General features: G+C 34.3%; 21 protein-coding genes and 1 pseudogene. 14 read left to right on the top strand and 8 right to left on the bottom strand.

The window, feature by feature from the left end; all coding sequences use genetic code 11:
* The first annotated feature begins 63 nt into the window (after positions 1-63).
* Together wTKK_RS03055 and hemA are read left to right on the top strand one after the other, a co-directional pair.
* Entirely contained in the window at positions 64-3006 is a 2943-nt protein-coding gene (locus tag wTKK_RS03055) for an ankyrin repeat domain-containing protein (RefSeq protein WP_407511995.1), read from the top strand.
* Positions 3007-3070: 64 nt separating this feature from the next.
* The gene (gene hemA / locus wTKK_RS03060) at positions 3071-4267 is read left to right on the top strand and encodes a 5-aminolevulinate synthase (protein WP_407512228.1); all 1197 of its coding nucleotides are present in this window, start codon (positions 3071-3073) and stop codon (positions 4265-4267) included.
* A 329-nt stretch (positions 4268-4596) separates the two neighbouring features.
* On the opposite strand, the gene wTKK_RS03065 is transcribed toward hemA, so the two are convergent.
* From wTKK_RS03065 to rimM, 3 genes are read right to left on the bottom strand one after another with little or no spacing between them, the layout of a single operon-like run.
* Positions 4597-5289 (bottom strand): inositol monophosphatase family protein, encoded by a 693-nt coding sequence (locus tag wTKK_RS03065; RefSeq protein WP_407511997.1) that lies wholly within the window; start codon positions 5287-5289, stop codon positions 4597-4599.
* Entirely contained in the window at positions 5290-5856 is a 567-nt protein-coding gene (gene efp, locus wTKK_RS03070) for an elongation factor P (RefSeq protein ID WP_407511998.1), read from the bottom strand.
* Positions 5857-5915: 59 nt separating this feature from the next.
* Complete coding sequence (gene rimM / locus wTKK_RS03075) at positions 5916-6416, bottom strand: ribosome maturation factor RimM (protein WP_407511999.1); 501 nt, start codon at positions 6414-6416, stop codon at positions 5916-5918.
* Positions 6417-6513: 97 nt separating this feature from the next.
* Here rimM and wTKK_RS03080 point away from each other — a divergent pair, with 97 nt between their 5' ends.
* The 7 genes and pseudogenes from wTKK_RS03080 to wTKK_RS03110 form a co-directional block, all read left to right on the top strand.
* Positions 6514-6693 carry a hypothetical protein gene (locus wTKK_RS03080; RefSeq protein WP_407512001.1) on the top strand — a complete coding sequence of 60 codons (180 nt, stop codon included), beginning with the start codon at positions 6514-6516 and terminating at the stop codon, positions 6691-6693.
* A gap of 10 nt (positions 6694-6703) precedes the next feature.
* Positions 6704-6835, top strand: a complete 132-nt coding sequence (locus tag wTKK_RS03085; protein ID WP_407512002.1) for a hypothetical protein — start codon at positions 6704-6706, stop codon at positions 6833-6835.
* A 91-nt stretch (positions 6836-6926) separates the two neighbouring features.
* The gene (locus wTKK_RS03090) at positions 6927-7208 is read left to right on the top strand and encodes a hypothetical protein (protein WP_407512004.1); all 282 of its coding nucleotides are present in this window, start codon (positions 6927-6929) and stop codon (positions 7206-7208) included.
* 86 nt (positions 7209-7294) lie between these two features.
* The gene (locus tag wTKK_RS03095) at positions 7295-7735 is read left to right on the top strand and encodes a hypothetical protein (protein WP_407512006.1); all 441 of its coding nucleotides are present in this window, start codon (positions 7295-7297) and stop codon (positions 7733-7735) included.
* A 163-nt stretch (positions 7736-7898) separates the two neighbouring features.
* Positions 7899-8075, top strand: a complete 177-nt coding sequence (locus wTKK_RS03100; protein WP_407512007.1) for a hypothetical protein — start codon at positions 7899-7901, stop codon at positions 8073-8075.
* A 322-nt stretch (positions 8076-8397) separates the two neighbouring features.
* Positions 8398-9228 carry a hypothetical protein gene (locus tag wTKK_RS03105; protein ID WP_407512008.1) on the top strand — a complete coding sequence of 277 codons (831 nt, stop codon included), beginning with the start codon at positions 8398-8400 and terminating at the stop codon, positions 9226-9228.
* Positions 9213-10417: pseudogene (locus wTKK_RS03110) on the top strand (IS4 family transposase); the annotation flags it as partial. The gene wTKK_RS03105 and the pseudogene wTKK_RS03110, both read left to right, overlap by 16 nt.
* Positions 10418-11011: 594 nt before the next feature.
* On the opposite strand, the gene wTKK_RS03115 reads toward wTKK_RS03110, so the two are convergent.
* The 3 genes from wTKK_RS03115 to ruvA form a co-directional block, all read right to left on the bottom strand.
* Complete coding sequence (locus wTKK_RS03115) at positions 11012-12241, bottom strand: hypothetical protein (RefSeq protein ID WP_407512010.1); 1230 nt, start codon at positions 12239-12241, stop codon at positions 11012-11014.
* 268 nt (positions 12242-12509) lie between these two features.
* Positions 12510-13499, bottom strand: a complete 990-nt coding sequence (ruvB, locus tag wTKK_RS03120) for a Holliday junction branch migration DNA helicase RuvB (protein WP_407512012.1) — start codon at positions 13497-13499, stop codon at positions 12510-12512.
* Positions 13496-14068, bottom strand: coding sequence for a Holliday junction branch migration protein RuvA (gene ruvA / locus wTKK_RS03125; protein WP_407512013.1), 573 nt, complete (start codon positions 14066-14068; stop codon positions 13496-13498). The genes ruvB and ruvA overlap by 4 nt, the downstream gene beginning before the upstream one ends.
* A gap of 286 nt (positions 14069-14354) precedes the next feature.
* On the opposite strand from ruvA, the gene wTKK_RS03130 reads away from it, so the two are divergent.
* Positions 14355-14882: a c-type cytochrome gene (locus tag wTKK_RS03130; RefSeq protein WP_407512014.1), complete on the top strand. Its 528-nt coding sequence runs from the start codon at positions 14355-14357 to the stop codon at positions 14880-14882.
* Between the two features lies 1 nt (position 14883).
* Positions 14884-15639, top strand: a complete 756-nt coding sequence (locus wTKK_RS03135; RefSeq protein ID WP_407512015.1) for an alpha/beta hydrolase — start codon at positions 14884-14886, stop codon at positions 15637-15639.
* Positions 15640-15681: 42 nt separating this feature from the next.
* On the opposite strand, the gene wTKK_RS03140 is transcribed toward wTKK_RS03135, so the two are convergent.
* Positions 15682-17595, bottom strand: coding sequence for an ATP-dependent helicase (locus wTKK_RS03140; protein WP_407512017.1), 1914 nt, complete (start codon positions 17593-17595; stop codon positions 15682-15684).
* 124 nt (positions 17596-17719) lie between these two features.
* On the bottom strand, positions 17720-17854 hold the full coding sequence (locus wTKK_RS03145; RefSeq protein WP_407512018.1) for a hypothetical protein: 135 nt from the start codon (positions 17852-17854) through the stop codon (positions 17720-17722).
* Between the two features lie 477 nt (positions 17855-18331).
* Here wTKK_RS03145 and wTKK_RS03150 point away from each other — a divergent pair, with 477 nt between their 5' ends.
* The 3 genes from wTKK_RS03150 to nuoL are packed head-to-tail and all read left to right on the top strand — an operon-like array spanning position 18332 to position 21070.
* Entirely contained in the window at positions 18332-18919 is a 588-nt protein-coding gene (locus wTKK_RS03150; protein WP_407512019.1) for an NADH-quinone oxidoreductase subunit J, read from the top strand.
* Complete coding sequence (gene nuoK, locus wTKK_RS03155) at positions 18910-19218, top strand: NADH-quinone oxidoreductase subunit NuoK (protein WP_407512020.1); 309 nt, start codon at positions 18910-18912, stop codon at positions 19216-19218. Before wTKK_RS03150 ends, nuoK begins: the two co-directional genes overlap by 10 nt.
* A gap of 4 nt (positions 19219-19222) precedes the next feature.
* On the top strand, positions 19223-21070 hold the full coding sequence (gene nuoL / locus wTKK_RS03160) for an NADH-quinone oxidoreductase subunit L (RefSeq protein ID WP_407512021.1): 1848 nt from the start codon (positions 19223-19225) through the stop codon (positions 21068-21070).

Consider the following 21070-nt stretch of genomic DNA (forward strand, 5'->3'; position numbering starts at 1 on the left):
GCAGAAGAAAGGGAGCGTCGCTAGTCTGGAGATTTAAGTAATGAGAGTCAAGAGGAAGCTGATGTGAGGGATTCTGATGTTGAACCTAGTGTACCAATTACGTTACAGTTTCAACTGACACAATCTCTGCTAAGTCAAGTAAAGGCAAGTGAGAATAATAGGGATGCAAATTCTGGAAAGCAAGCTTACAAAGACCTACCCAGGATAGATTTTGTAATTAATGGTCAAGTTATAGACAAGAATTTCGTTAGCCAGCTTTGTGATAAATGTAATCAGAATGACCGACGCCAAATCGCAAAACATGTTTTTACAAAAATGTTTGAACATGCTAAAGCAGAAATTCCAAATGATAATCTATTAGAAGAATTAATTACTAGTTGCAATCAGGCTGGTTATGATGGCTCTTTGTTAATGCAGCTCTCTCCTATATTTTTGGGACACGATTTGCAATTGCCTGATGCTAATGATAGACATATAGAGATTGTCTGTAGTGATCAGGATTCTTTAAACGTTAAATATTTTCCAAATATGCCTATTAAGCAACTGGGTAAAGAAATATGCAGGGTTGATGCTATTTTAGAGTTCACCCTTAAGTTTTTAGATAGTAAGGTAGAGTATGAAAACGGCAAAGTAACATTTGCCATTCCTGAACAATTAGAGAATTACAAAGCTGATGGCAAAAGTTTGTTAGATGAAATAAATAGGCATTTCGAAGATGAGGATAATAGAATTACAGAGACTCTTGAGAAAAATATGAATGAAGGACCTAAGTCATTTGCTGCTGAAGAATTGTCTATTACTGAGAGTTCATCTGATAGCAGTGAAGTAGCAAACAAAGTAGTTGCTGATCCAGGCATTTTAGGTAATGTTGCGAATGTATTGGTAGGTGTTGCAGAAGTTACGGCAGTTGTAGCAACAGAGTTATTTTGGCCTCAAGATCAGGTTAATATAGAACCAAGGCATAATGAAGAAGAATTTACCATTATCCCTGAAAATTTAACCTTTGATGGATTAATAGACGTTATAAATAAAGCAAAAAATTATGGTGATTACGCAGATTTAGATAAAACTATAAATAATATAGAGGAAAGCGATAGATTTATTACTGATTTGAATTATGGTAATTTGAAGGATTTTTGCTCTCAACAGCTTAATTTGGCTGATCATATGCACAATGTACTGTTGAATAATAGCTATGATGAAACAAATGGTTATTGTAATCATTCAGTAAAAGAGCTTTCACTACTAGCCATTGCAGCTGATGACACACTTGTGGAAAGGTATGCAGAAACGCATAAAAGTATATTATTTACGCAAGATGAAGGGCTCGATAGGCTGCTTATTGGTGTTGGTGGACAACGTTATACTAAGCTTTTATTAGAAGATTTGGAAAAAAATCGAAGTACTATTCTACCTTGGCATAGCATATGTGAAAAACTTCGAAGGGCGTTGTCTATTCGTAATCAAGAATGCGTGAAAGCGGTATTAGATAAATTTAAAGATACTGAAGCCAAGTCTAGAGTTTCTGATATGTCAGAAGAATTTTTGCACTATGCTATACAACAAGATTTTATAGATGTAGCAAAGACTATTATTAATCATAAAATTGCTGATATTAATAGTATAGACAATTCAGGGCATGCACCTTTGAATTGGGCTGTGGCACGTAATAATTTAGAATTAATCGGCTTGCTTATTAAAAATGGTGCTAATATTGATGTTCAAGATGAGAGGTATGGCAGAACAGCTTTACATTGGGCTGCTTACCATGATAAATTTGAAATAGCAAAATTACTGGTAAATAAGGGAGCTGATTGCAACATTAAAGATAGAGATGGCAAAACAGCTTTAGATCTGGTAGGAACGAAAAGTTTATATTTGGTGAGGGAAGAAAACAGGGAAAAGTCTTCTGGTGAATCAAAAATCACAAAATTTCTTGAAGGTTTAGATGATAAAACACCTTTGCATTTAAATATTAAAAAAGATCCAGAATCCAAAAATATTGATAATCAACAGCCGCAAAAAAATATTGTTGATAAAGTAGAGAATATTATATACAATGGAGAGGCTTCAATAGAAGCTATGGGTAATAGTTATGAGGAGGGTGAGATGACCAGAAGAGATAGAGAAACTATACAACAAGGATTCTGTGATCATTCAGAGTTTCTTAAACAAGGAGCACTGTTGTCTGAAAAAAGCCCCGAGTGCGCTGATGCATCATCATCAGGCAGTGATGTGGGCGCTACTGCAATTGGTCAACAAATTCCTATGAAAGAGATTAAAGGAAGTGAATCAGATTCACCATCACTGGGTTCTGAAGATGATGGTTTTTCTAAACTTGAAGATAGTGGGAGTGATTGCTCTGCCGGAACTCCATCAGACTCTAATAGTAATTCTTCATTTAAAAAAGATAGTGGAGCAGTTCGTAAAACAAGAATCCCTGTAATTGACACAAAAGATGTTAATAGTGGTATTAACGTTAATCAACCTAATAAGTGTGTAGAACAAGTTGCTAAAGGAAATGGACAGCCAGAAAGTGGGAGTGATTGCTCTGTCGGAACTCCATCAGACTCTAATAGTGATTCTTCATTTAAAAAAGATAGTGGAGCAGTTCGTAAAACAAGAATCCCTGTAATTGACACAAAAGATGTTAATAGTGGTATTAACGTTAATCAACCTAATAAGTGTGTAGAACAAGTTGCTAACGGAAATGGACAGCCAGAAACAGGATTGCCAAGCATTAATGAGCAAAACAGCAAAAGTGGCCTCAAAAAAAATCCACAAAATACAAAGAGGCATGTTGTAGCTGCTTCTGCGCTTGCAATAGCCAGTATTGTTTCAGGGGTGGCTGTTGCAGTTTACTTGGAAATGTTAGCAATAGGAATAGCAGTTGCAGCTTGTTGTCTTATTGCGGCTACAATTACGTACTGCTATAGGCCTAAAAGCTTAGTTGAGGATAATCAGGTCAAAAGGGTTATACAGACAGAAGAATGTCAGTCTAAGTAATAAATATAGTAGTCTATCATTTAATAATTTATTATAGTTATACTGGTTGTTAATAGATAAAAACTTGGTAGACTACGAAGAAATATTCTTAAATAAAATCAAAGATATAAAAGAAGAAGGGCGCTATCGCGAATTTACGCACTTTGCGTCATTACCTGGCAAACTTCCCTATATTATGGATTATGAAAGAAATAGAGAGGTTATTGTCTGGTGCAGTAATAATTATCTGGGCATGTCACAAAACGATAGTGTCATTGCTGCTATTCAAAATTCATCTGTTGGTGCTGGAGGAACAAGAAATATATCAGGTACAACAAAGGAAGTTGTTGAGCTCGAGAAGTCTTTGGCTGACTTGCATCAAAAAGAAGCTGCTTTAACTTTTGCTTGTGGCTATCTTGCCAACCAAACTACACTTAGTACTTTATCGTCTATTATTCCGGGCGTGGTAATTTTTTCAGATGAGAAAAACCATTCTTCAATGATAGAAGGTATAAAATCAGGAAAAAGACCGAAGCACATATTTAGGCATAATGATGTTGATCACTTAGAGCAGTTGCTAAAGTCTATAGATATAAAAACGCCGAAAATAATAGCACTTGAATCTGTATACTCAATGGATGGTGATGTAGCACCGCTTGAAGCGATATGTGATCTAGCAGATCAGTATAATGCAATTACCTATTTGGATGAGGTACACGCAGTTGGCATGTATGGAACGCGCGGTGGCGGAATTGCAGAAAGAGAAGGTTTGATGGATAGAATAACTGTTATTCAGGGTACATTATCAAAGGCTTTTGGAGTGATGGGTGGATATATAGCGTCTTCAAAGAGCTTGGTGGATGTAATAAGAAGTTCAGCCCCAGGATTTATTTTTACTACTGCTATGTCACCCGTTTTAGCAGCAGCAGCAAAGGCAAGCGTTGAGCATTTGAAATCGAGCAATGTTGAAAGAGAGAAGCAAAAGCAGTCTGTTGAAAAGGTAAAAGACTCACTGAGAAACGCAGGAGTGAATTTTATGCAAACAGAAACTCATATAATTCCAATCATAATTGGCGATCCTGAGTTGTCCAAAAAAGCATCAAAATTGTTATTTGATGATTATGGAATATATGTACAACATATAAATTACCCAACAGTTTCAAAGGGGACTGAGCGCTTCCGTATTACTCCTACGCCTTACCATACAAATGAAATGATAGAGCATTTAACAAAATCTCTTGTAAAGGTTTTTAAGAAATTGTCTGTTTGTGTCTGTTGTTGAGTTTAGAGTTGCCAAGAATAAGGTATCTATTTAAAAGCATGGTTAATGCACAAAATCAGTGCTTTATTTCTTATCATGAAAGTAGCTAACACTGGGATCTATAGCTCATACAGGTAAAGTTTACTCTTTTGTCATCCTATGGCTTGACCATAGGATCCAGTCTAAACAATCTTGATTATAGTGTCACGTGCTGGAATGACACCTATTTGTTCCTACAGTTGTCTTTTCCCGTCTATCTTATTTTGCCACCCTGCTGCAATGAGGAGTAGGTAAGGAAAGATAACCATTTATTATTGTTACTACGTGACTTTTGCTCTTTTGAATGAACTTTAGTTTATATCTCCAGCAATGACAAGCGCGTTATCTTTCCTTAATCTCCCACCGCTTTCTTGCAGAAAAAGCCTACCGAGTGAAGTTTTATATTTATTAATTCCAGAGTAAATTATTCCATTGTATCTTCCGGCAGCAAGATATGCAAAACCTAGTACCGTTGAGCCAAGGGAGCGTAGATTATTATTGTCAAGTGGTAATTTATTTAACAAATTACCACTTATGTCTATTATTCCCCCTTCACGAGCTTTCATCCGCATTTTTATATGGCGAGATTTGAAATCTTCAAGAAAAGCTCCTTTCTTTTCCTCTGCCCAGAAAGTTTCTCTAAGTGCTGGAGCATCAATCACAGCTGCTACAACTCTGTTTTTATGAATGAGACAGACTGATACTGCAAAATAAACCATACAACTAAAAAGGTTTTCCTTGCCTTCTATAGGCATAATAAACCAAGTATAACTGCCTTCTTTTAGATCTTGGCCTACATTGTCTTCAAAAATAAAGTCATAGTTCTGGTTGTAGTTTTTCAAGCAATCGTACATAAGTTGCTTGGATTTCGAATAAGTTTTATTGATAAAGTCTGCTGACTTAACGCTTGAAATTTGCAATTCATTAAAATCACGTATAAGCTGCTTGGAGGCGCTGCGTACAGAATTAAGCATCACATTGATTCGTGGTGATGAAATTGCCATTTACTCTTTCACTCTTTCGTAATAGCTGTTATCAGGAGTATGTACTACAATTTTATCACCTTCTTTTATAAATTGAGGCACGTTAACGCGTATTCCGTTTTCCAAAATTGCAGGCTTATAAGAAGCAGTAACAGTCTGCCCTTTGATAACAGACTCTGTTTCTTTTACAGTTAGTGTAACGTGATCAGGCACATGTGCAGAAATTATTTTATCTTGATAAGTTACTACTTTAATTTTCATATTATCTTGCAAATAAGCCTTCTTTTCTCCTAATAAGTCTAAATTTATAACAATCTGCACGTAATTACTTGGATGCATAAGATTTACGATATTTTCTTCAGTAAAAAGATAAACATATTCATCTTCATCCAAAATAGCCCTTTTGATTGTTGCATCAGAGCGGAATCTTTCATAGTGCTTTGCTCCTGTTTGGATATTTTTCATTTCAGCTTGTATATATGCACCACCTTTACCAGGTTGAGTATGCATAATACTTACAACCAAAAATAACCCACCGTTATGTTCTAGTACCTGACCTGGCCTGATATCATTAGCCCTTTCTGCCATAATTACACTTTTAATTTAGTCTGATAATTATAAATAACTTTATACAAATATCAAAATTTTTATTGGCCAATGAATTCTGGCATGTTGATTACTATATATCTTTCCTTCATGTTGATGTATGGAAATATTTCTTTAGTGAAAGATAACATAATGTTTTTTTTTGTGCTGATAACTAAAATTTCTAATATATCCCCCGAGCCTAAATTATTCACAGACTTCACATAGCCATATAATTCATTACTCTCTAGTCTTACTTCCATGTTTACAAGATCATCTTGGTAAAATTCATCCTCATCATTTAACTGTGGTAGCTTATTTCTTTCTATATATAACTTTTTATTTCTAAAAAGTTCTGCTTCATTACGGGAATTCACACTGCTAATTGTTGCTATTACTAAATTATTACTGACAACAGACACCAAACTTATTTTATAATTTTCACTTCCGATTATTAGTCCACCATACAGGAAAATATTTTCGGGCTTTTCAGTAAAGGTTTTTATCTTAACAGCTCCTTTGATTCCATGGGGAGAAGTAATTATTCCGAGGCATATATTCATATTAATATGATAGTTGAAATCAGCTTTTTGTCTATAGAATTGACAATTTACTGAATTAACATACAATTAATATTGTGATAGTTATAGTGGGTAATGTGTGAGTTCTATCAGCAATCAAGAAAAGCAAAGTATTATAAGTGGCTTAGAAGAAATCAACTATAAGTTGCAAGGTGAATCTATAAAACTTGATGATACAAAGGAATCTATAATAGCAGCACGTCGTAAACCTGTTGTTGAAGGAGTATTAGAAACATCTGCGCAACCCTTCTACTACTAACTGTAATGTTATGATCGATGCAGAAACTGGGTTTGGCAAGACTTACGATATTGGAATACTGAGTCACGTACTAACCCAAGCAGGGTTTCATCATCTGGTTGCAGTACCAAGTGGTGACCTAGTGAATCAAGCTAAAAAATGATGAGCAGTGCATTTACTGTAAACATTAGGACACCTAAAACTTCTGAGGAAATTAAAATGCACTGAAGGCAACTAAACCTACAACAATTATAGTGACACATGACCTGTTATTAAAGCAAGAAAATGATCGTAAATTTAAAGACCAAAATACCAAGTTGTGGATTGGTGTTGATGAAGCAGACAGTATTAACAAGCAGCAGGATTTTGAGAACATGTGCAAGCTTGATGAGAAATATCCTAAGACTTACCTCACTGCAATACCAAAGAGAAGGATTTTAAATAGATGCGGAAAAGTTATCAGCCCGACAAGATTGAGTAGACGTTGTATTGCAAACGCCATCGAAACAGCAAGTGTTATTGCAAAAACCAAATAGGATAACAAATTTCAATCAAGAACTTGTAGTGAACATTGCTACCTCCATCATATCTTTAGCTATATTGTTTCCTATTATAAATAGTAATGTTGCTGACGTCATTGGTCTCACTTCAGATTATTGGCTGTATTCTGCTTGGATTGGGCAGCTATACTATACAATCTATGTTTATATTTGGTATGGTAATGTTGCCAGTTTGGTGGGTGCTAACTAAAGCAACTGGAGTGGAATCAAGAGAACTGCTCTCTAGATTTCTTGCTAACGTGCGTAGCTTGTTTACTAGAGAAAAATCCAGTCCAGCTCATGAGTATGTTGAAGAAAGCGAAGAAGTTTTTAATTACAGTAAACTTGTCGATAGCAATGATTTATTAACTTCTATAAGATGGAATGTGCAAAGCCCAATTGGAGAAAGTGCTCTGCTTTTAGATGATGTAAATAGTATAGTTAACCTTAACTTTGCGTTGCAGGGTAGAGATAATTTAGTATATGAAGGTAGTACACGTTATAAAGTGTATAATAAATTTTAGCCTGAAGGAATGTCATATCAAGACTAAAGGCCCCAATTACGTCAATTAAACTTTATAAACTGCGTTAAAAAGCAACATCCTAGTTTGACAGAAGAGCAGATATCTGAATTAAAAGAAAAGGTGGATTTTCAGTAGTACTGCTGAATATATAAAATATAGAGTAATGCATTCAATGATCGATCTTACTCTCTTATATTTAATAAAGTGTGATAATATTACCTTAGATAAAAAAAGAAGAGAAGATTTGAGTGAATTGATAGAAGATGTTAAAAAGAATGTTAGCACCACTAATGATAACAATATTATAAGCTACTTAGAGAGAAAAGGCTTTAGTGAGTAATTTGCTAGAGATGAGCTCTTACTGCAAATAAAGACAGTAATTGAAGCACTGAGTAAAAGTGATAATGAGCAATGCAGCTTAATAGTTGATAATTGGCGCTTAAGCAAAGAGCTCCATGACCTCATGGAAAGAGAGGAAGGTATACGACATAGTCTCATTGATTTCTGCAAACAAAATAAATGTATCTTTGCAGGAATTGGGAAAATGACTTGGTATTGGAGAAAATAGACCCTTTTCAGCGATAATACGTAATCAAATAGGTAATCGAACTATTTATTGTAATTATGAAAAAAGAGATTTTGATGCATTAGCTAAATCTGCGTTGGCAACGGTTATAGATGGATCGAAAGTTCGTGGATTTGATAGTGAATATAATCATGTTGCATCAATATTTGCAGATTCGGTTAGTCAGTTCAATAATCCATCTGAAGCCCTACAGAATCTTGGAAGAAATAGAGAGCGTAATGAGCGCAGACAATCATGGTTTTTCGCTGCTACAGGTCAAAAAGTTGAGCTATTTGTGAATAAGATCTTAGCAAATTTTAAAAACGAACCACAGAAATTTTGTCAGAAAGTTTTGTTTCCAGCTACTAATAAATACAATAAGTTGCTAAAAAATAGAATGGAAGAAGAACTTGGAAGAAAAGTAGAAATCTATATTAGTAGAAATATTGATGATTCAGCTCTGAAGAAGTTTTCTAGTGATTTGATAAAAGAAATGTATGAAAAAGTTCATGATATAAATGATTTTGATGTCAAAAAGACAGAACAAGATTCGCATAGGATTTTAAAAAGTACAGAGGCATACCTTCGTTCATATGAGAACAGAATTAAAAACAACGGTAAACTATCTTGCACACGCTCAGCTTTATTTTCTGTGGGGAGTGCTATAACAAAGGTAATGTATTATCTTTGGGCAGGGTTTGACTATTTAGTCTTTTTGGCTAAAGCGTATAATATAGATAAATCTGGAGATACCAGTGCAAGAGCGTATGTACACATAATCAGAAACTGTCACTGTGAAAGTAGTGTGAAGGCGCAAAATGTATTGGTTCATGAATTAGAAATTGCCAAAGAACATGACAGCAGTTTCAAAAGAAATAGTTTGTACGAAGGCAATGAGGATAGATGTAAAGAAAAAATCATCTCATAGGTAATATAGGGATTGATAATTGTAGTATAGATACAATTTGTCAATTATTGAATGGAGACTCGATAAATATAACAAAACAAGGTCTGGACTTTAGATTTACCAAGGAAGCAGTGGAATTTATGAAAAGAATGTATAATGAGTCTTTAGTTTTATTTAAGAATATCTTAAAGGTTGATTGCAGAATTTTGAAGCACTTTAGAAGTGTTAAGCTATTGGATAGTAGCTATATCAGCCATACCTAATGGTATGGAAAATATATATAAAGGTTATGGTACTAGCTACAGTGTTTATGAAAGTAATACTAAGTATAGAATAAAGTTACAATTAGTTTTTGACTACCTAACCCAGACATTAGAGCAGCTTAATATAACTGAGGGAATAAGGTCAGATCAGGGGTATAGAAGACATTTAAGCAATATATCGAGCAATGATTGACTAATATCTGATTTGGGTTATTTTGTGCCAAGTTCCTTTAAACAAATCAATGGAGCCGGAGCTTATTTTATAAGTCGTTATAAATCTGGTACCAACATATATGGTACAGAAACAAATCAAAAAATAGAGTTATTAGAATGTTTAGAGGATAAATTGTTTCTAGAAAATGAGGTGCTATTAGGAAAAGAAACAAAAATTAAAGTGAGAATTATATGTCACAAATTAACTGAAGAACAGTCTATAATTAGAAGAAGGGCTAATAGGTTAGCAAAATCACATGGATATACATCTTCTCAAAAGAATCAAAAATTGCTGGATTGGTCGATATTCATAACTAACGTTCCAGAAAATAAAATTAGTGCTGATCAGGTATTAATAATTTACCGAGTAAGATGGCAGATTGAATTATTATTTAGATTGTATAAGAGTCACATCAGGCTTGACGAACTTACAGGAAAACCATACAGAGTATGGTGTAAACTATACGCTAAATTGTGCGCAATTCTTATATTTCATGGAATAGTTGGTTGTACAGAACTAAAAAAGAGTACAGAACTTAGTCTAATAAAGGAATTTATTGAGCTTAAAAGGCGAGTTAGACAGCTATTCTTAACATTAAATTGTGTAGTCAGTAAGGTACAAATTTTCCTCAAAAAAACTCGTCTTAACCTGATCAAAATTCTCCTTAAAAGACAAATATAGAAAAACAAGAATATCAACTTTGAGTGCACTAAATTTCCTCATTTTCCCTTAACTTGACGCGTATGCCATTCAAGACGGTGTCATTCCAATACTTTCTCTCTTGTCATTCAAGTATCCTCTTTGGTATCATTAAGTAGCTCCTTTAATGTCATTCCAGTCTGGAATTCGGTAAATTTATTTATTATATATGAAAAGTTATTATATTTATACACTTGCAAGTGAACGCAATGGAACCCTATATACAGGTATAACATCAAATTTGACTAAAAGTACAATGTTTGTAAACTAGTCTATTTTGAAGAATTTCAAGACATAAATTTAGCAATTAGTAGAGAAAAACTCCTGAAAAGTTGGCAGAGAAAATGCAAAATAAACTTAATTGAAAAAACAAATTAAGAACGGAAAGATTTATATGATGAAATTGTATCTGGATGAAAGTGTCTGAGTACACAACTTTACGAGCATTGTGATATGGCGCATTGTTGGCACTGGCTTCCATTCAAGACGGTGTCATTCCAGTCTGGAATCTAGAAGAGAAAATGGATCCTAAACTGGAATGACAACTTTTTTAAAACTAAGTTCTCTGGATCCCAGACTGGAATCCAGATAAAAAACCAGTCTGGAACGACAAAAAGAGAGAGAACCTTCACACACTTCTCTTTTTGCTAACTGAAGAAACATGGTTTTCAACTCTTACATTATCAGTTAATCTTCCTGGCAGTTCAACAGAAGCATTAGACTTAGTAGCTTCTCGCTGATCACTATTGCGGTTATATTTAGCTCCTTCTTTACTTAATTTATTTGCATCGCAATTAAAGCGCCTAATTCTCCTGTGTTGCTTTTGCTCTGGAGCAGGTGGACAGACAGCTAATTTTTGTTTTTCATTTTTCCCTTCTTTTGCTTCTTTCTTTTCTTTATTCATTTTTTCCACTTTTTGTACCTCACTATTTTTGTGACTCATAACAGGTTTAGGCAGAGTGTCTACTAATTTTTCTACAGGCTTTGGTAAAATAGCACGTTCTTGCTTGTCTAGAACAATTGGCATTGGAACTTGAGATGAAAAATTAAATGGGGAAATTGGTGTGATTTCATTCACTTTTGTTTCTATTTCTCGACAAACTCCTTTTGATTCTGTTTTTTCTGCTTTTTTGTCTCTTTTTCCCTCAGTTACATCTTGCTCTACTACTGCTGCTAAATTAACTGTAAAAATTTCTGCAAACATTGCAATGACTGAGCCCACGAGAAAAGTTTGAAGCTTCAATTTTAAATTTTGCAACGCTTGCAAACGTTCGAGTATTGCTATTTCCTCTTCCGGAGATAACCCACCACTGAGTAATTTCTCCTGCAATTCTTTTATCTCTTTGTCTAGCCTTTTATCCCAATTTAAGTCTAAATCTTTTTTGAAGAACTTTTTAACTAATTTATTAAGCTTATCACGCAAAAACTTAATTATCGAAAGAAGTAGATTTTTCTCTTTCTTCTCCTTGAGCACTTTGTAGACTTGCGGATCTACATTTACTTCAAAAAGATTAAAGAGGGATTCAAAGAAATTTGCGAATACCCTTTGATTATTATCAGTAAAGTAATCCTCATTATCTTGTATCTGTAGCTCTACTTGAGATAATGTTTCATCAATGCAACTCACAGCCTGACGCTCAAGCTCTATTCTCTTGAGCTCAGCTTTCCTAGCAAGCTCCTCCATGAATCCTTTTAATTCATTGAGCTTCTTCTCTGCAGAGAGATCTTGCTGCCTGATTCGATTAATGAAGATTGAGCTACCGTCCTCTTCGTTGTTATTGATTAAAAAATTTTCCATTGCTTTTTCTCCATTAATTGAATTACTGTTTCTATGATCGTTTAGAAAGGTTTTTACCATTTTATCTTAGGTCTATAAAACATAATAATTCAATCTTACAATATGAAGTATTTAATAAGCATTAATCTTAAAAAATATCAATAAATTATTGATATTTTTACATTTATATTATGTAGAGACTAGAATATATTACGTAATTTTTCAAGAACATATTCACTATAACAGAAGACTTTCTTATTTGCCTCCAAAACACCTACAAATCATATAATAAAAGAATATTATAATTTTTAGTGTAATACTATACAATGTTATAAAATATAGTATAATACTAGCATACCACTGAATTAATGATGAGATATTCCTTTGCTTGATCAGTTAAAACACGTCCTCTTGGTGTGCGCTTTATGAAACTGACCTTGATTAAATAAGGTTCTATTGTTTCTTCAATATTGCCAACATCTTCAGATAGTGCAATAGATATGGTGTCAATTCCAACAGGTCCTGAGGTGTTAAACAAAAATCTCAGATAATCCATATCTAATTTATTTAGTCCCATTTTATCTATACCCAATTTTGATAGTGCAGAACCGGCAATTTCACAGGTAATTTTTTTATCATCTTTTACTTCAACAAAATCTCTTATTCTTCTCAGTAATCTCAAAGCAATTCTTGGAGTACCACGGGCGCGGCAGGCAATTTCTTGCACAGCATCCTTTTCGATTTCAGCACAAAGAACTCTTGCACCTCTTTTTATAATATCAACCAGTTCCTCAAAAGAATAAAACTCAAGATGGAGGGGAATACCAAAACGATCCCTCAGCGGTGCAGAAAGCAGTCCAAGACGTGTTGTTGCCCCAATCAGTGTAAATGGTGGTAAATCTATTCTTAAAGTTCTGGTAGATGGGCCCTCACCCACTAGTATATCTAGGCAAAAATCTTCCATAGCAGTATATAAAACTTCCTCAATGCTACGATTTAATCTATGGATCTCATCGATAAATAGAACATCTTTTGCATTTAAAGTAGTGAGCACTGCAGCTAAGTCCCCAGCTTTACTAAGCAATGGACCAGAAGTTGCACGAAAGCTAACCCTTAATTCCTTAGAGACAATTTGTGCTAAAGTTGTTTTACCAAGCCCTGGAGGACCATAGAGCAATACGTGATCCAAAGCTTCAGCTCTCGTCTGTGCAGCATTTATAAACACTTTTAAATTTTGTATTAAGTCTTTTTGCCCGACAAAATCATCAAGTTGCTCAGGCCTGATATTTAAATTACGTATATCTTCAGAGTATTCCTTACTACATGATATTGACTTCATATTGTTTTAAGCGCCATACGAATAATATCTTTAGTGTCCAAGTTTGGTGATTCATCTTCTATTTTTTTTATTGTATCATAAGCTTTTGTTCTTTCATATCCAAGATTGATCAAAGCTGAAAGAGCATCTTCACTAATTGAGTGAAAATGATTGTTATTTGTTTCTAATTTACTTACTTTGCCATTCAGCTCAGTAATAATTCGATTTATGAGTTTCAGGCCAAGTCCACTCACCTTAAGTGCTAGTTTATCCTCATTTATAATTGCCAAAAACAGTTGCTCTGGAGTTAATTTGCTCAAAATTGACATTGCGGTTTTATAGCTGACACCGCTCACTTTAACTAATAAACGCAGACACTGCTGTTCTTCTTTACTTATAAATCCATATAGCTGAGTAACGTTTTCTCTGCCATTTGCATAAGTGTCGATAAGTAATTTTACTCTACTTCCAATCGAACAAGCACTTAAAGTTTTGGCTGAAAGATATACGATGTAGCCAACATCATTCACATTCAGGACTATGTGATCGCTACACACCTCATCAACTATTCCTCTTAGATTTCCTATCATTTCTAGTACTTTATAAAATTCAGTTTAAATGCTCCTGAATCTTAGGTCAAGCAAACGAACATTATAGAAGTGGTTCCAGTTTCAATGTAGACAGGTTTGCAGGAAATCTATTTGAATATATTATTCCATACCAGTATGTGACTGGACCACGGAGTTACTTAGCAGCAGAATTGTGGTCTATTAACTAAGTAATAGAAATTCTATCTTTGGTAGAATAAAGGTAATTGTTTGCAGTTTGCGAAAATATTTGCATAATTTAAGTAACATTACTTGATAAGAATTAACTATGGAGCTTAATAAGATTGCGGCATCGATTTTGCTTTCTGGACTAATAATTATGATAGTTAGCAATGTAGTTGATATGCTTTATAGTCCAGAGGAATACAAGATTGAACATAAAACGATAGTAGCTGCTGGCAGCAATGAGTCTCAGCAAAAAATCGAGCAAGTGGTCCTCGATATTGGAGCGCTCATGCAGAATGCTAGCTTTGAAAAAGGCAAGTCAGCAGCAAAAAAATGTATAGCTTGCCATAGTTTTGAGAAAGGTGGAATGAATAAAGTGGGACCAAACTTATGGAACATAGTTGAAAATAAAAAAGCCCATCTTGGCAGCTCATTCAATTACTCAAAAGCACTGCTTGAAAAAGGTGGGAAATGGGGGTATGAGGAATTATTTGCTTTTTTAAAAAATCCAAAAGCCTACATAAAAGGTACACGTATGGCATTTGCAGGCATTTCCAATCCACAAGAGATTGCAGATCTAGTCAGCTATTTGCGTTCGATGAGCGATAGTCCGGTTGCCTTGCCAAAGTAGTATGAATTATTGTAAATTACTCGATGGAAGTAATGGCCGTATAGCATATCGAAAGCTACAAGGAAAGAAGGCTTCTATAGTTTTTCTTAGTGGTTTTGCATCCAATATGGATGGAACTAAAGCAACTGCCGTTTACAAATTTTGCCAAGAAAATGATATAGCACTTGTGCTCTTTGATTATTTTGGCCATGGTAATTCAAGTGGTGATTTTGCTGATTATACAATAAGTGATTGGCAAAAAAATTGTGCTAAAGTGATAAGTGAATTAACTAGCAATAAACAAATAATTATAGGTTCAAGTATGGGAGGATGGCTGATGCTGCTCACTGCCCTTCAATTTCCAGAAAAAATTGCAGCATTAATCGGCATATCATCTGCTCCTGACTTCACTGAAGGTTTAATATTCAAGCAATTGTCATACAAGCAAAAAGAAGAGCTAAGCTCTAAAGGTGTAATAGATTTTACTTCGGAGCACTGTGCATACAAAATAACTAAAAATTTGATCGAAGATGGCAGAAAGAACCTTCTTTTAAACAGAGAAGCAATAGATATAAACTGTCCTGTGCGCTTATTGCATAGCATTAATGATAAAGATGTTCCTTATCAAATTTCATTGAATTTAGCTGAAAAAATTAAGTCAACAGACGTTGAAGTACACCTAATAAAATCAGCAGAACACAACATGTCTGATAATCATTCACTGAAAATTTTATTTAAGACCATCAGAGAACTTTTGCCAGGAGAAATATATAATTGAAGTAATTCAGATGTGTTTGTCGTAAGAGCTGCAGTTATAGCTTCAACAGTAGGCACTATTCTTGATCACCTCGACATTTTCTCTTGGCAATTCTTTAATAAATCGAGAAGTGCGCATTGGTTGCCACTGATTATTAATTTCTCTCCTATCTGCACATGAAATGATCAACCTTTCTTTTGCTCTAGTTATGCCAACATATGCAAGTCTTCTCTCTTCTTCTAAAGCTTTACCACTTTTATCTTCAAAAGATCTTTGATGAGGAAATAATCCTTCTTCCCAACCAGGTAAAAACACGCATGGGAATTCAAGCCCTTTAGCCGCATGAAGAGTCATAACATATACAGTGTCATCGCTATTCATATTATCCACCTCCATCACCAAACTAATATGCTCCAAGAAGGTTATAGTGCTGTCAAAATTCTTCAAAGATGAAATGAGCTCTTTAACATTTTCTATTCGCGCTAAGCCCGTCACCCCTTCATTCTCAAGCATTTCCATATATTCTGATTGATTTGCTACGATTTTAACAAATTCATGAAGTGGTTTTACGCTTACTATTTCTTCCCAAGCTTTAATTTTATTTAAAAAATCATTTATTGAGAGTTTAATTCTTTCGGTTACTTGATCACTATTAACCAATATTTTTGCTGCCTGAAAAAAAGAAATTTTGTTATCCTGAGCAGTCGTATATATTTTCTTTAGAGTTGTAGCTCCTATGCTTCTTTTGGGACGATTTACGATCCTTTCAAAAGCGAGATCGTCATTATTATTTGTAACAAGCCTCAAATATGCAATTATATCCCTTATTTCTTGACGTTCGTAGAATTTTACGCCACTTATAATCCTATAGGGAATTGAATACTTTATGAAATACTCTTCGAACACTCTGGTTTGAAAAGTCGCTCTTACGAGCACTGCAATGTCACTAAATCTGTATTTATTGAGCTTTAATATCTGTTCGCTTATGAACCTTCCTTCAGCTTTCCCGTCCCATAACTTTATTAGATTTACCTTTTCCCCTTTAATGTTTATTGTCCACAACTTTTTTTCTAAGCGAGTCTTATTGTGATTGATGACATATGATGCAGTTGCAAGTATGTGGGATGTTGACCTGTAGTTACACTCCAGTTTAACGGTTTTTGCATTTTTAAAATCATCGGAAAATTTCAAAATATTTTCAACTTCTGCACCACGCCAACTGTATATCGATTGATCGTCATCTCCTACACAACAAATATTTGAGTGCTCTTTTGCAAGGTATTTTAGCCAAAGATATTGTATTGCATTTGTATCTTGATATTCATCTACCATGATATATTTAAACTTGTTTTGGTAGTAGGATAGAACCTCGTTCTTTTGATTAAAGAGTTTTATGTTATATAGCAATAAGTCACCAAAATCGACAGAGTTAAGGATTTTCAACCTTTCCTGATACTGGTGATAGACTTTGAGTGCAGTTACGTACACTGGCCTAAATGATTGAACGTCTTCCACTTCGAATGGAAGTAAACACTTCTCTTTCCATTGCTGAATAATATTCATAATGGTCTTACATTTTTCTGATAGGTAATCAGGGTTGATTTCATTCATGATGTTTTTTATTACCTGTAATTGGTCATCCACACCAATAATTGTAAAATTGGAATTTACCCCCACGACCTCAGCATGATGACGTAGAACTTTTGCTGCAATTGCATGGAAAGTGCCAAGCCATGGTATGTTTGTGCCCGTGAGTTCAAGCACTCTTGATATCATTTCATTTGCTGCTTTGTTCGTGAATGTAACTGCTAATATTTCATCAGAATAAGCGTGACCGTTTCTAATTATGTGCGCTATTCTTGAAGTAATCGTTCTTGTTTTTCCCGTTCCCGCCCCTGCCAGTATCAAAATCGGCCCATTTAAGTTAGTTACAGCTAATTGTTGTTCTTGATTTAACAGTGAGAGATAATCGTTCATTGAAGACCTATAGACTATAACTTCGTAAAGTTAAACCTATGATCCAAACATTGTAAAGATTTTATTGAATAGAACAGTTTAAAGAATGCTTCACTCAAGTACTACATATTTAAACGTAGGTTTTTTATCTATCTTGTTTTAGTAGCTTCAGGTGTATGTCGAGTAACAACAACTTGATTTGAGGTATTGGCACTAGAGCTTCTGCTTGTTGGATAGGTGGAGTTTTGAATGGCTTAGGCTTACGATTCAGTTCCTTCATCTTATTTCCTCAGCTTTAACAGAAAGTTTTTCTGGAACATAGAAGTTATGCATTTCAGGTCGTTCAGTGAGATTTTCATATGTTTCTTTCAACTAATCTCCGATATCATATATAAAACCATATGCTTTTTCTTTAAATCATCTCCATGATCTGCCTAGTGTATTTTATTGAAGTAAATTGTCACATAATCTCTTGTGGTATATTAATAATTCTCTCTATTTAATTTTTCACTTTGCTTGTCACAAGTTTTGAAGTAACCAAATATGTTATACATTTTGAGCCATTACTAACTATTAACATGCATATATTATACATTAATAAATTAAAATTGTCAAGAGTTTTTATGTGACTGAGAAAATGCTCTATTTAAAATGGAGCTGAAGCTTGTAGTAGAATATTTTCAAACGTTTAATATAACATTGACTTTACAGCAATAATTACTTTAAGTTAGTAGCTATTGTTGCAGTTAAAGTATCGATGCCTTTTTTCTTTTATTCTTTTGCAGTTCTAAGCATCTTATCTGCCTTTTGTGTAATTAGCGTAAGGAATCCTGTGCATGCAGTGTTATTTTTAATTTTCACTTTTGTTAACTCTGCAGTGCTTTTTATTCTCCTTGGAGCTGAATTCATTGCTATGATGGTGCTGATAGTATACATCGGTGCAGTTGCAGTGTTATTCCTCTTTGTAGTCATGATGCTCGATATCGACTACATAAGATTGCATCAGGGTTTTGCAAAGCATTTAACTCTTAGTGCTATGTTATGTGTTGTGTTTTTTCTAATCATCGGATTTGTAATCCGCAGCTCAGCACCAAATATAAGCAATGTTATAAACTATAATACCAATAACGTGAAAGCTATCGGTAATTTGCTCTACACTGACTACATGTACGCTTTTCATCTTTCTGCAATTTTGCTACTTGTTGCAATTGTCGGTGCAATTGCTCTTACTTTGCAGGACAAGAAAAAAGGAATTAAAAAACAGAATGTATTAAAGCAATTGACACAATCTTCATCTGTAAAATTGATTAAGGCTAAATTTGGAAAAGGAGTAGAATGGAAATAGGATTAAATCATTTTTTGATAGTTGCTGCTATTTTGTTCACTATTGGCGTGTGTGGTATTTTCATTAACCGTAAGAGCATAATCAATATACTGTTATCAATAGAAATATTATTGATGGCAATTAATATCAATCTAGTTGCTTTTTCTGCCTTTATGAATGATATAGTTGGGCAGATTTTTGTGATGTTTGTGTTGACTGTTGCGGCAGCAGAGTCAGGAGTTGGGCTTGCAATATTGGTTGTATATTATAGAAGCCGTGGCAATATAGATGTTGAACAAGCAAACTTAATGAAAGAATGAAAGTATGATGGATATACTGAAATTAATAGTATTTTTGCCACTCTTTGGTTCGCTATTTGCAGCACTTTTTAGAAAAAGTCAGTTAGTTACAACGGCAGGGATTGGAATATCTGCAGTTTTATCTTGGTATGTTTTTCTCACCTTCTCTGAAAATTATCACTTGAGTTTATTTCCTTTGTTTTCATTGAGCATCTTAAAAGCAAATTGGGCAATTAGTGTGGATGCTCTCTCATCCTTAATGCTTGTTGTTATTACCACCGTTTCACTGGTAGTACATCTCTACTCTATCGGTTATATGGAGCATGATAAGGGGAAGTCGAGGTTTTTTTCTTACCTATCGCTATTTACGTTTTGCATGATTGTGCTGGTTGTGAGCGATAATTTCGTGCAGCTTTTTTTTGGCTGGGAAGGGGTTGGCCTATGTTCTTATTTACTCATAGGATTTTGGTTCCAAAAATATTCTGCAAATAATGCAGCAATTAAAGCATTTGTTGTGAATAGGGTAGGAGACTTTGCACTATTGATTGGAATCTTTCTTATTTATTATACATTTCACTCTTTGAATTTTACTGAAGTTTTTGACACAACTGATCTTCTTGGCACGCAGAACATTAGGTCATTCTGCTGTGAATTCAAAGTAACTCATATAATATGCATATTACTTTTTATTGGCTGTATGGGTAAATCTGCACAGCTTGGTTTACATGTTTGGTTGCCAGATGCAATGGAAGGGCCAACTCCTGTTTCTGCACTTATTCACGCAGCAACGATGGTAACAGCAGGTATATTTTTAGTAGCAAAGTGTTCTCCATTGTTTGAGTTATCAAATGTGGCACGAGAATTAATAGTTATCGTTGGAGCACTCACTGCTTTTTTTGCAGCCACCGTTGCAATTACTCAGAACGATATAAAGAAAATAATTGCTTATTCAACCTGCAGTCAACTTGGTTATATGTTTATGGCATGTGGGCTTTCTGCTTACAATGTTGCTATTTTTCATTTAATGACACACGCTTTTTTTAAAGCTCTACTATTTCTTGGTGCTGGCAATGTGATTCATGCAATGCATCATGAGCAAAACATTCAGAAAATGGGAAATTGCTGGAAGAAAATCCCTTGCACTTATACTCTCATGTGGATTGGATCTCTTGCGCTTTCTGGAATATTTCCATTTGCAGGTTTTTACTCAAAGGATTTGATAATTGAACATGCTTATAGCACGGATAGCTTTGCTTTTGTAATAAGCCTAGTTGTTGCATTCTTCACAGCTTTTTACTCTTGGAGGTTATTGCTTCTTGTGTTCCACAGCCAAAAACAAAGTAAAATTAATATACATGAGGTACCAAAGATTATGCTTATACCATTACTGATACTCGCTTTTGGATCAGTATTTTCTGGAATATGGGGAGCAAATATTTTGAACATAACTAGTAATGCGTTTTGGAAATCAAGTTTAGTGATGATTGATGAGCATGGAGTTCATAATTTCTTTATAAAACTACTACCAACCTTAGCAAGCCTAAGTGGAATAGCACTTGCGTACCTAATTTACCAATATCAAGTAATTAGGCAAATTAAGAGTAAATTTTTACTTAAGTTTTTGCAGAATAAATGGTACTTTGATGAGGTGTATGAGTTTGTTATAATTGCACCGATAAGGTTTATGTCTAGGCTTCTACGGAAGTTTGATGTTAAGGCTATTGATTCATTTGGACCAAATGGTGTTGTAAGGTTGGTTAATGAATGTTCAAAAAGTTCTATAAAGTTGCAAACTGGTTATATATTTGATTATGCATTTATTATGTTTGTTGCTTTAATAATCGGTGCTTTATATATTATTGGAATTAAATAG

It is taken from the genome of Wolbachia endosymbiont of Trichogramma kaykai, from assembly GCF_045765165.1.
Classification (GTDB): Bacteria; Pseudomonadota; Alphaproteobacteria; order Rickettsiales; family Anaplasmataceae; genus Wolbachia.

What these genes read in the sequence shown, in the direction of transcription:
- wTKK_RS03065 (WP_407511997.1), bottom strand. Translation starts at nt 5,289, where the DNA reads ATGGCAATTTCATCACCACGAATCAATGTGATGCTTAATTCTGTACGC.
- efp (WP_407511998.1), bottom strand. Translation starts at nt 5,856, where the DNA reads ATGGCAGAAAGGGCTAATGATATCAGGCCAGGTCAGGTACTAGAACAT.
- rimM (WP_407511999.1), bottom strand. Translation starts at nt 6,416, where the DNA reads ATGAATATATGCCTCGGAATAATTACTTCTCCCCATGGAATCAAAGGA.
- wTKK_RS03085 (WP_407512002.1), top strand. Translation starts at nt 6,704, where the DNA reads ATGATCGATGCAGAAACTGGGTTTGGCAAGACTTACGATATTGGAATA.
- wTKK_RS03095 (WP_407512006.1), top strand. Translation starts at nt 7,295, where the DNA reads ATGTTGCTGACGTCATTGGTCTCACTTCAGATTATTGGCTGTATTCTG.
- wTKK_RS03100 (WP_407512007.1), top strand. Translation starts at nt 7,899, where the DNA reads ATGCATTCAATGATCGATCTTACTCTCTTATATTTAATAAAGTGTGAT.
- wTKK_RS03115 (WP_407512010.1), bottom strand. Translation starts at nt 12,241, where the DNA reads ATGGTAAAAACCTTTCTAAACGATCATAGAAACAGTAATTCAATTAAT.
- ruvB (WP_407512012.1), bottom strand. Translation starts at nt 13,499, where the DNA reads ATGAAGTCAATATCATGTAGTAAGGAATACTCTGAAGATATACGTAAT.
- ruvA (WP_407512013.1), bottom strand. Translation starts at nt 14,068, where the DNA reads ATGATAGGAAATCTAAGAGGAATAGTTGATGAGGTGTGTAGCGATCAC.
- wTKK_RS03130 (WP_407512014.1), top strand. Translation starts at nt 14,355, where the DNA reads ATGGAGCTTAATAAGATTGCGGCATCGATTTTGCTTTCTGGACTAATA.
- wTKK_RS03135 (WP_407512015.1), top strand. Translation starts at nt 14,884, where the DNA reads ATGAATTATTGTAAATTACTCGATGGAAGTAATGGCCGTATAGCATAT.
- wTKK_RS03140 (WP_407512017.1), bottom strand. Translation starts at nt 17,595, where the DNA reads ATGAACGATTATCTCTCACTGTTAAATCAAGAACAACAATTAGCTGTA.
- wTKK_RS03145 (WP_407512018.1), bottom strand. Translation starts at nt 17,854, where the DNA reads ATGAAGGAACTGAATCGTAAGCCTAAGCCATTCAAAACTCCACCTATC.
- wTKK_RS03150 (WP_407512019.1), top strand. Translation starts at nt 18,332, where the DNA reads ATGCCTTTTTTCTTTTATTCTTTTGCAGTTCTAAGCATCTTATCTGCC.
- nuoK (WP_407512020.1), top strand. Translation starts at nt 18,910, where the DNA reads ATGGAAATAGGATTAAATCATTTTTTGATAGTTGCTGCTATTTTGTTC.
- nuoL (WP_407512021.1), top strand. Translation starts at nt 19,223, where the DNA reads ATGATGGATATACTGAAATTAATAGTATTTTTGCCACTCTTTGGTTCG.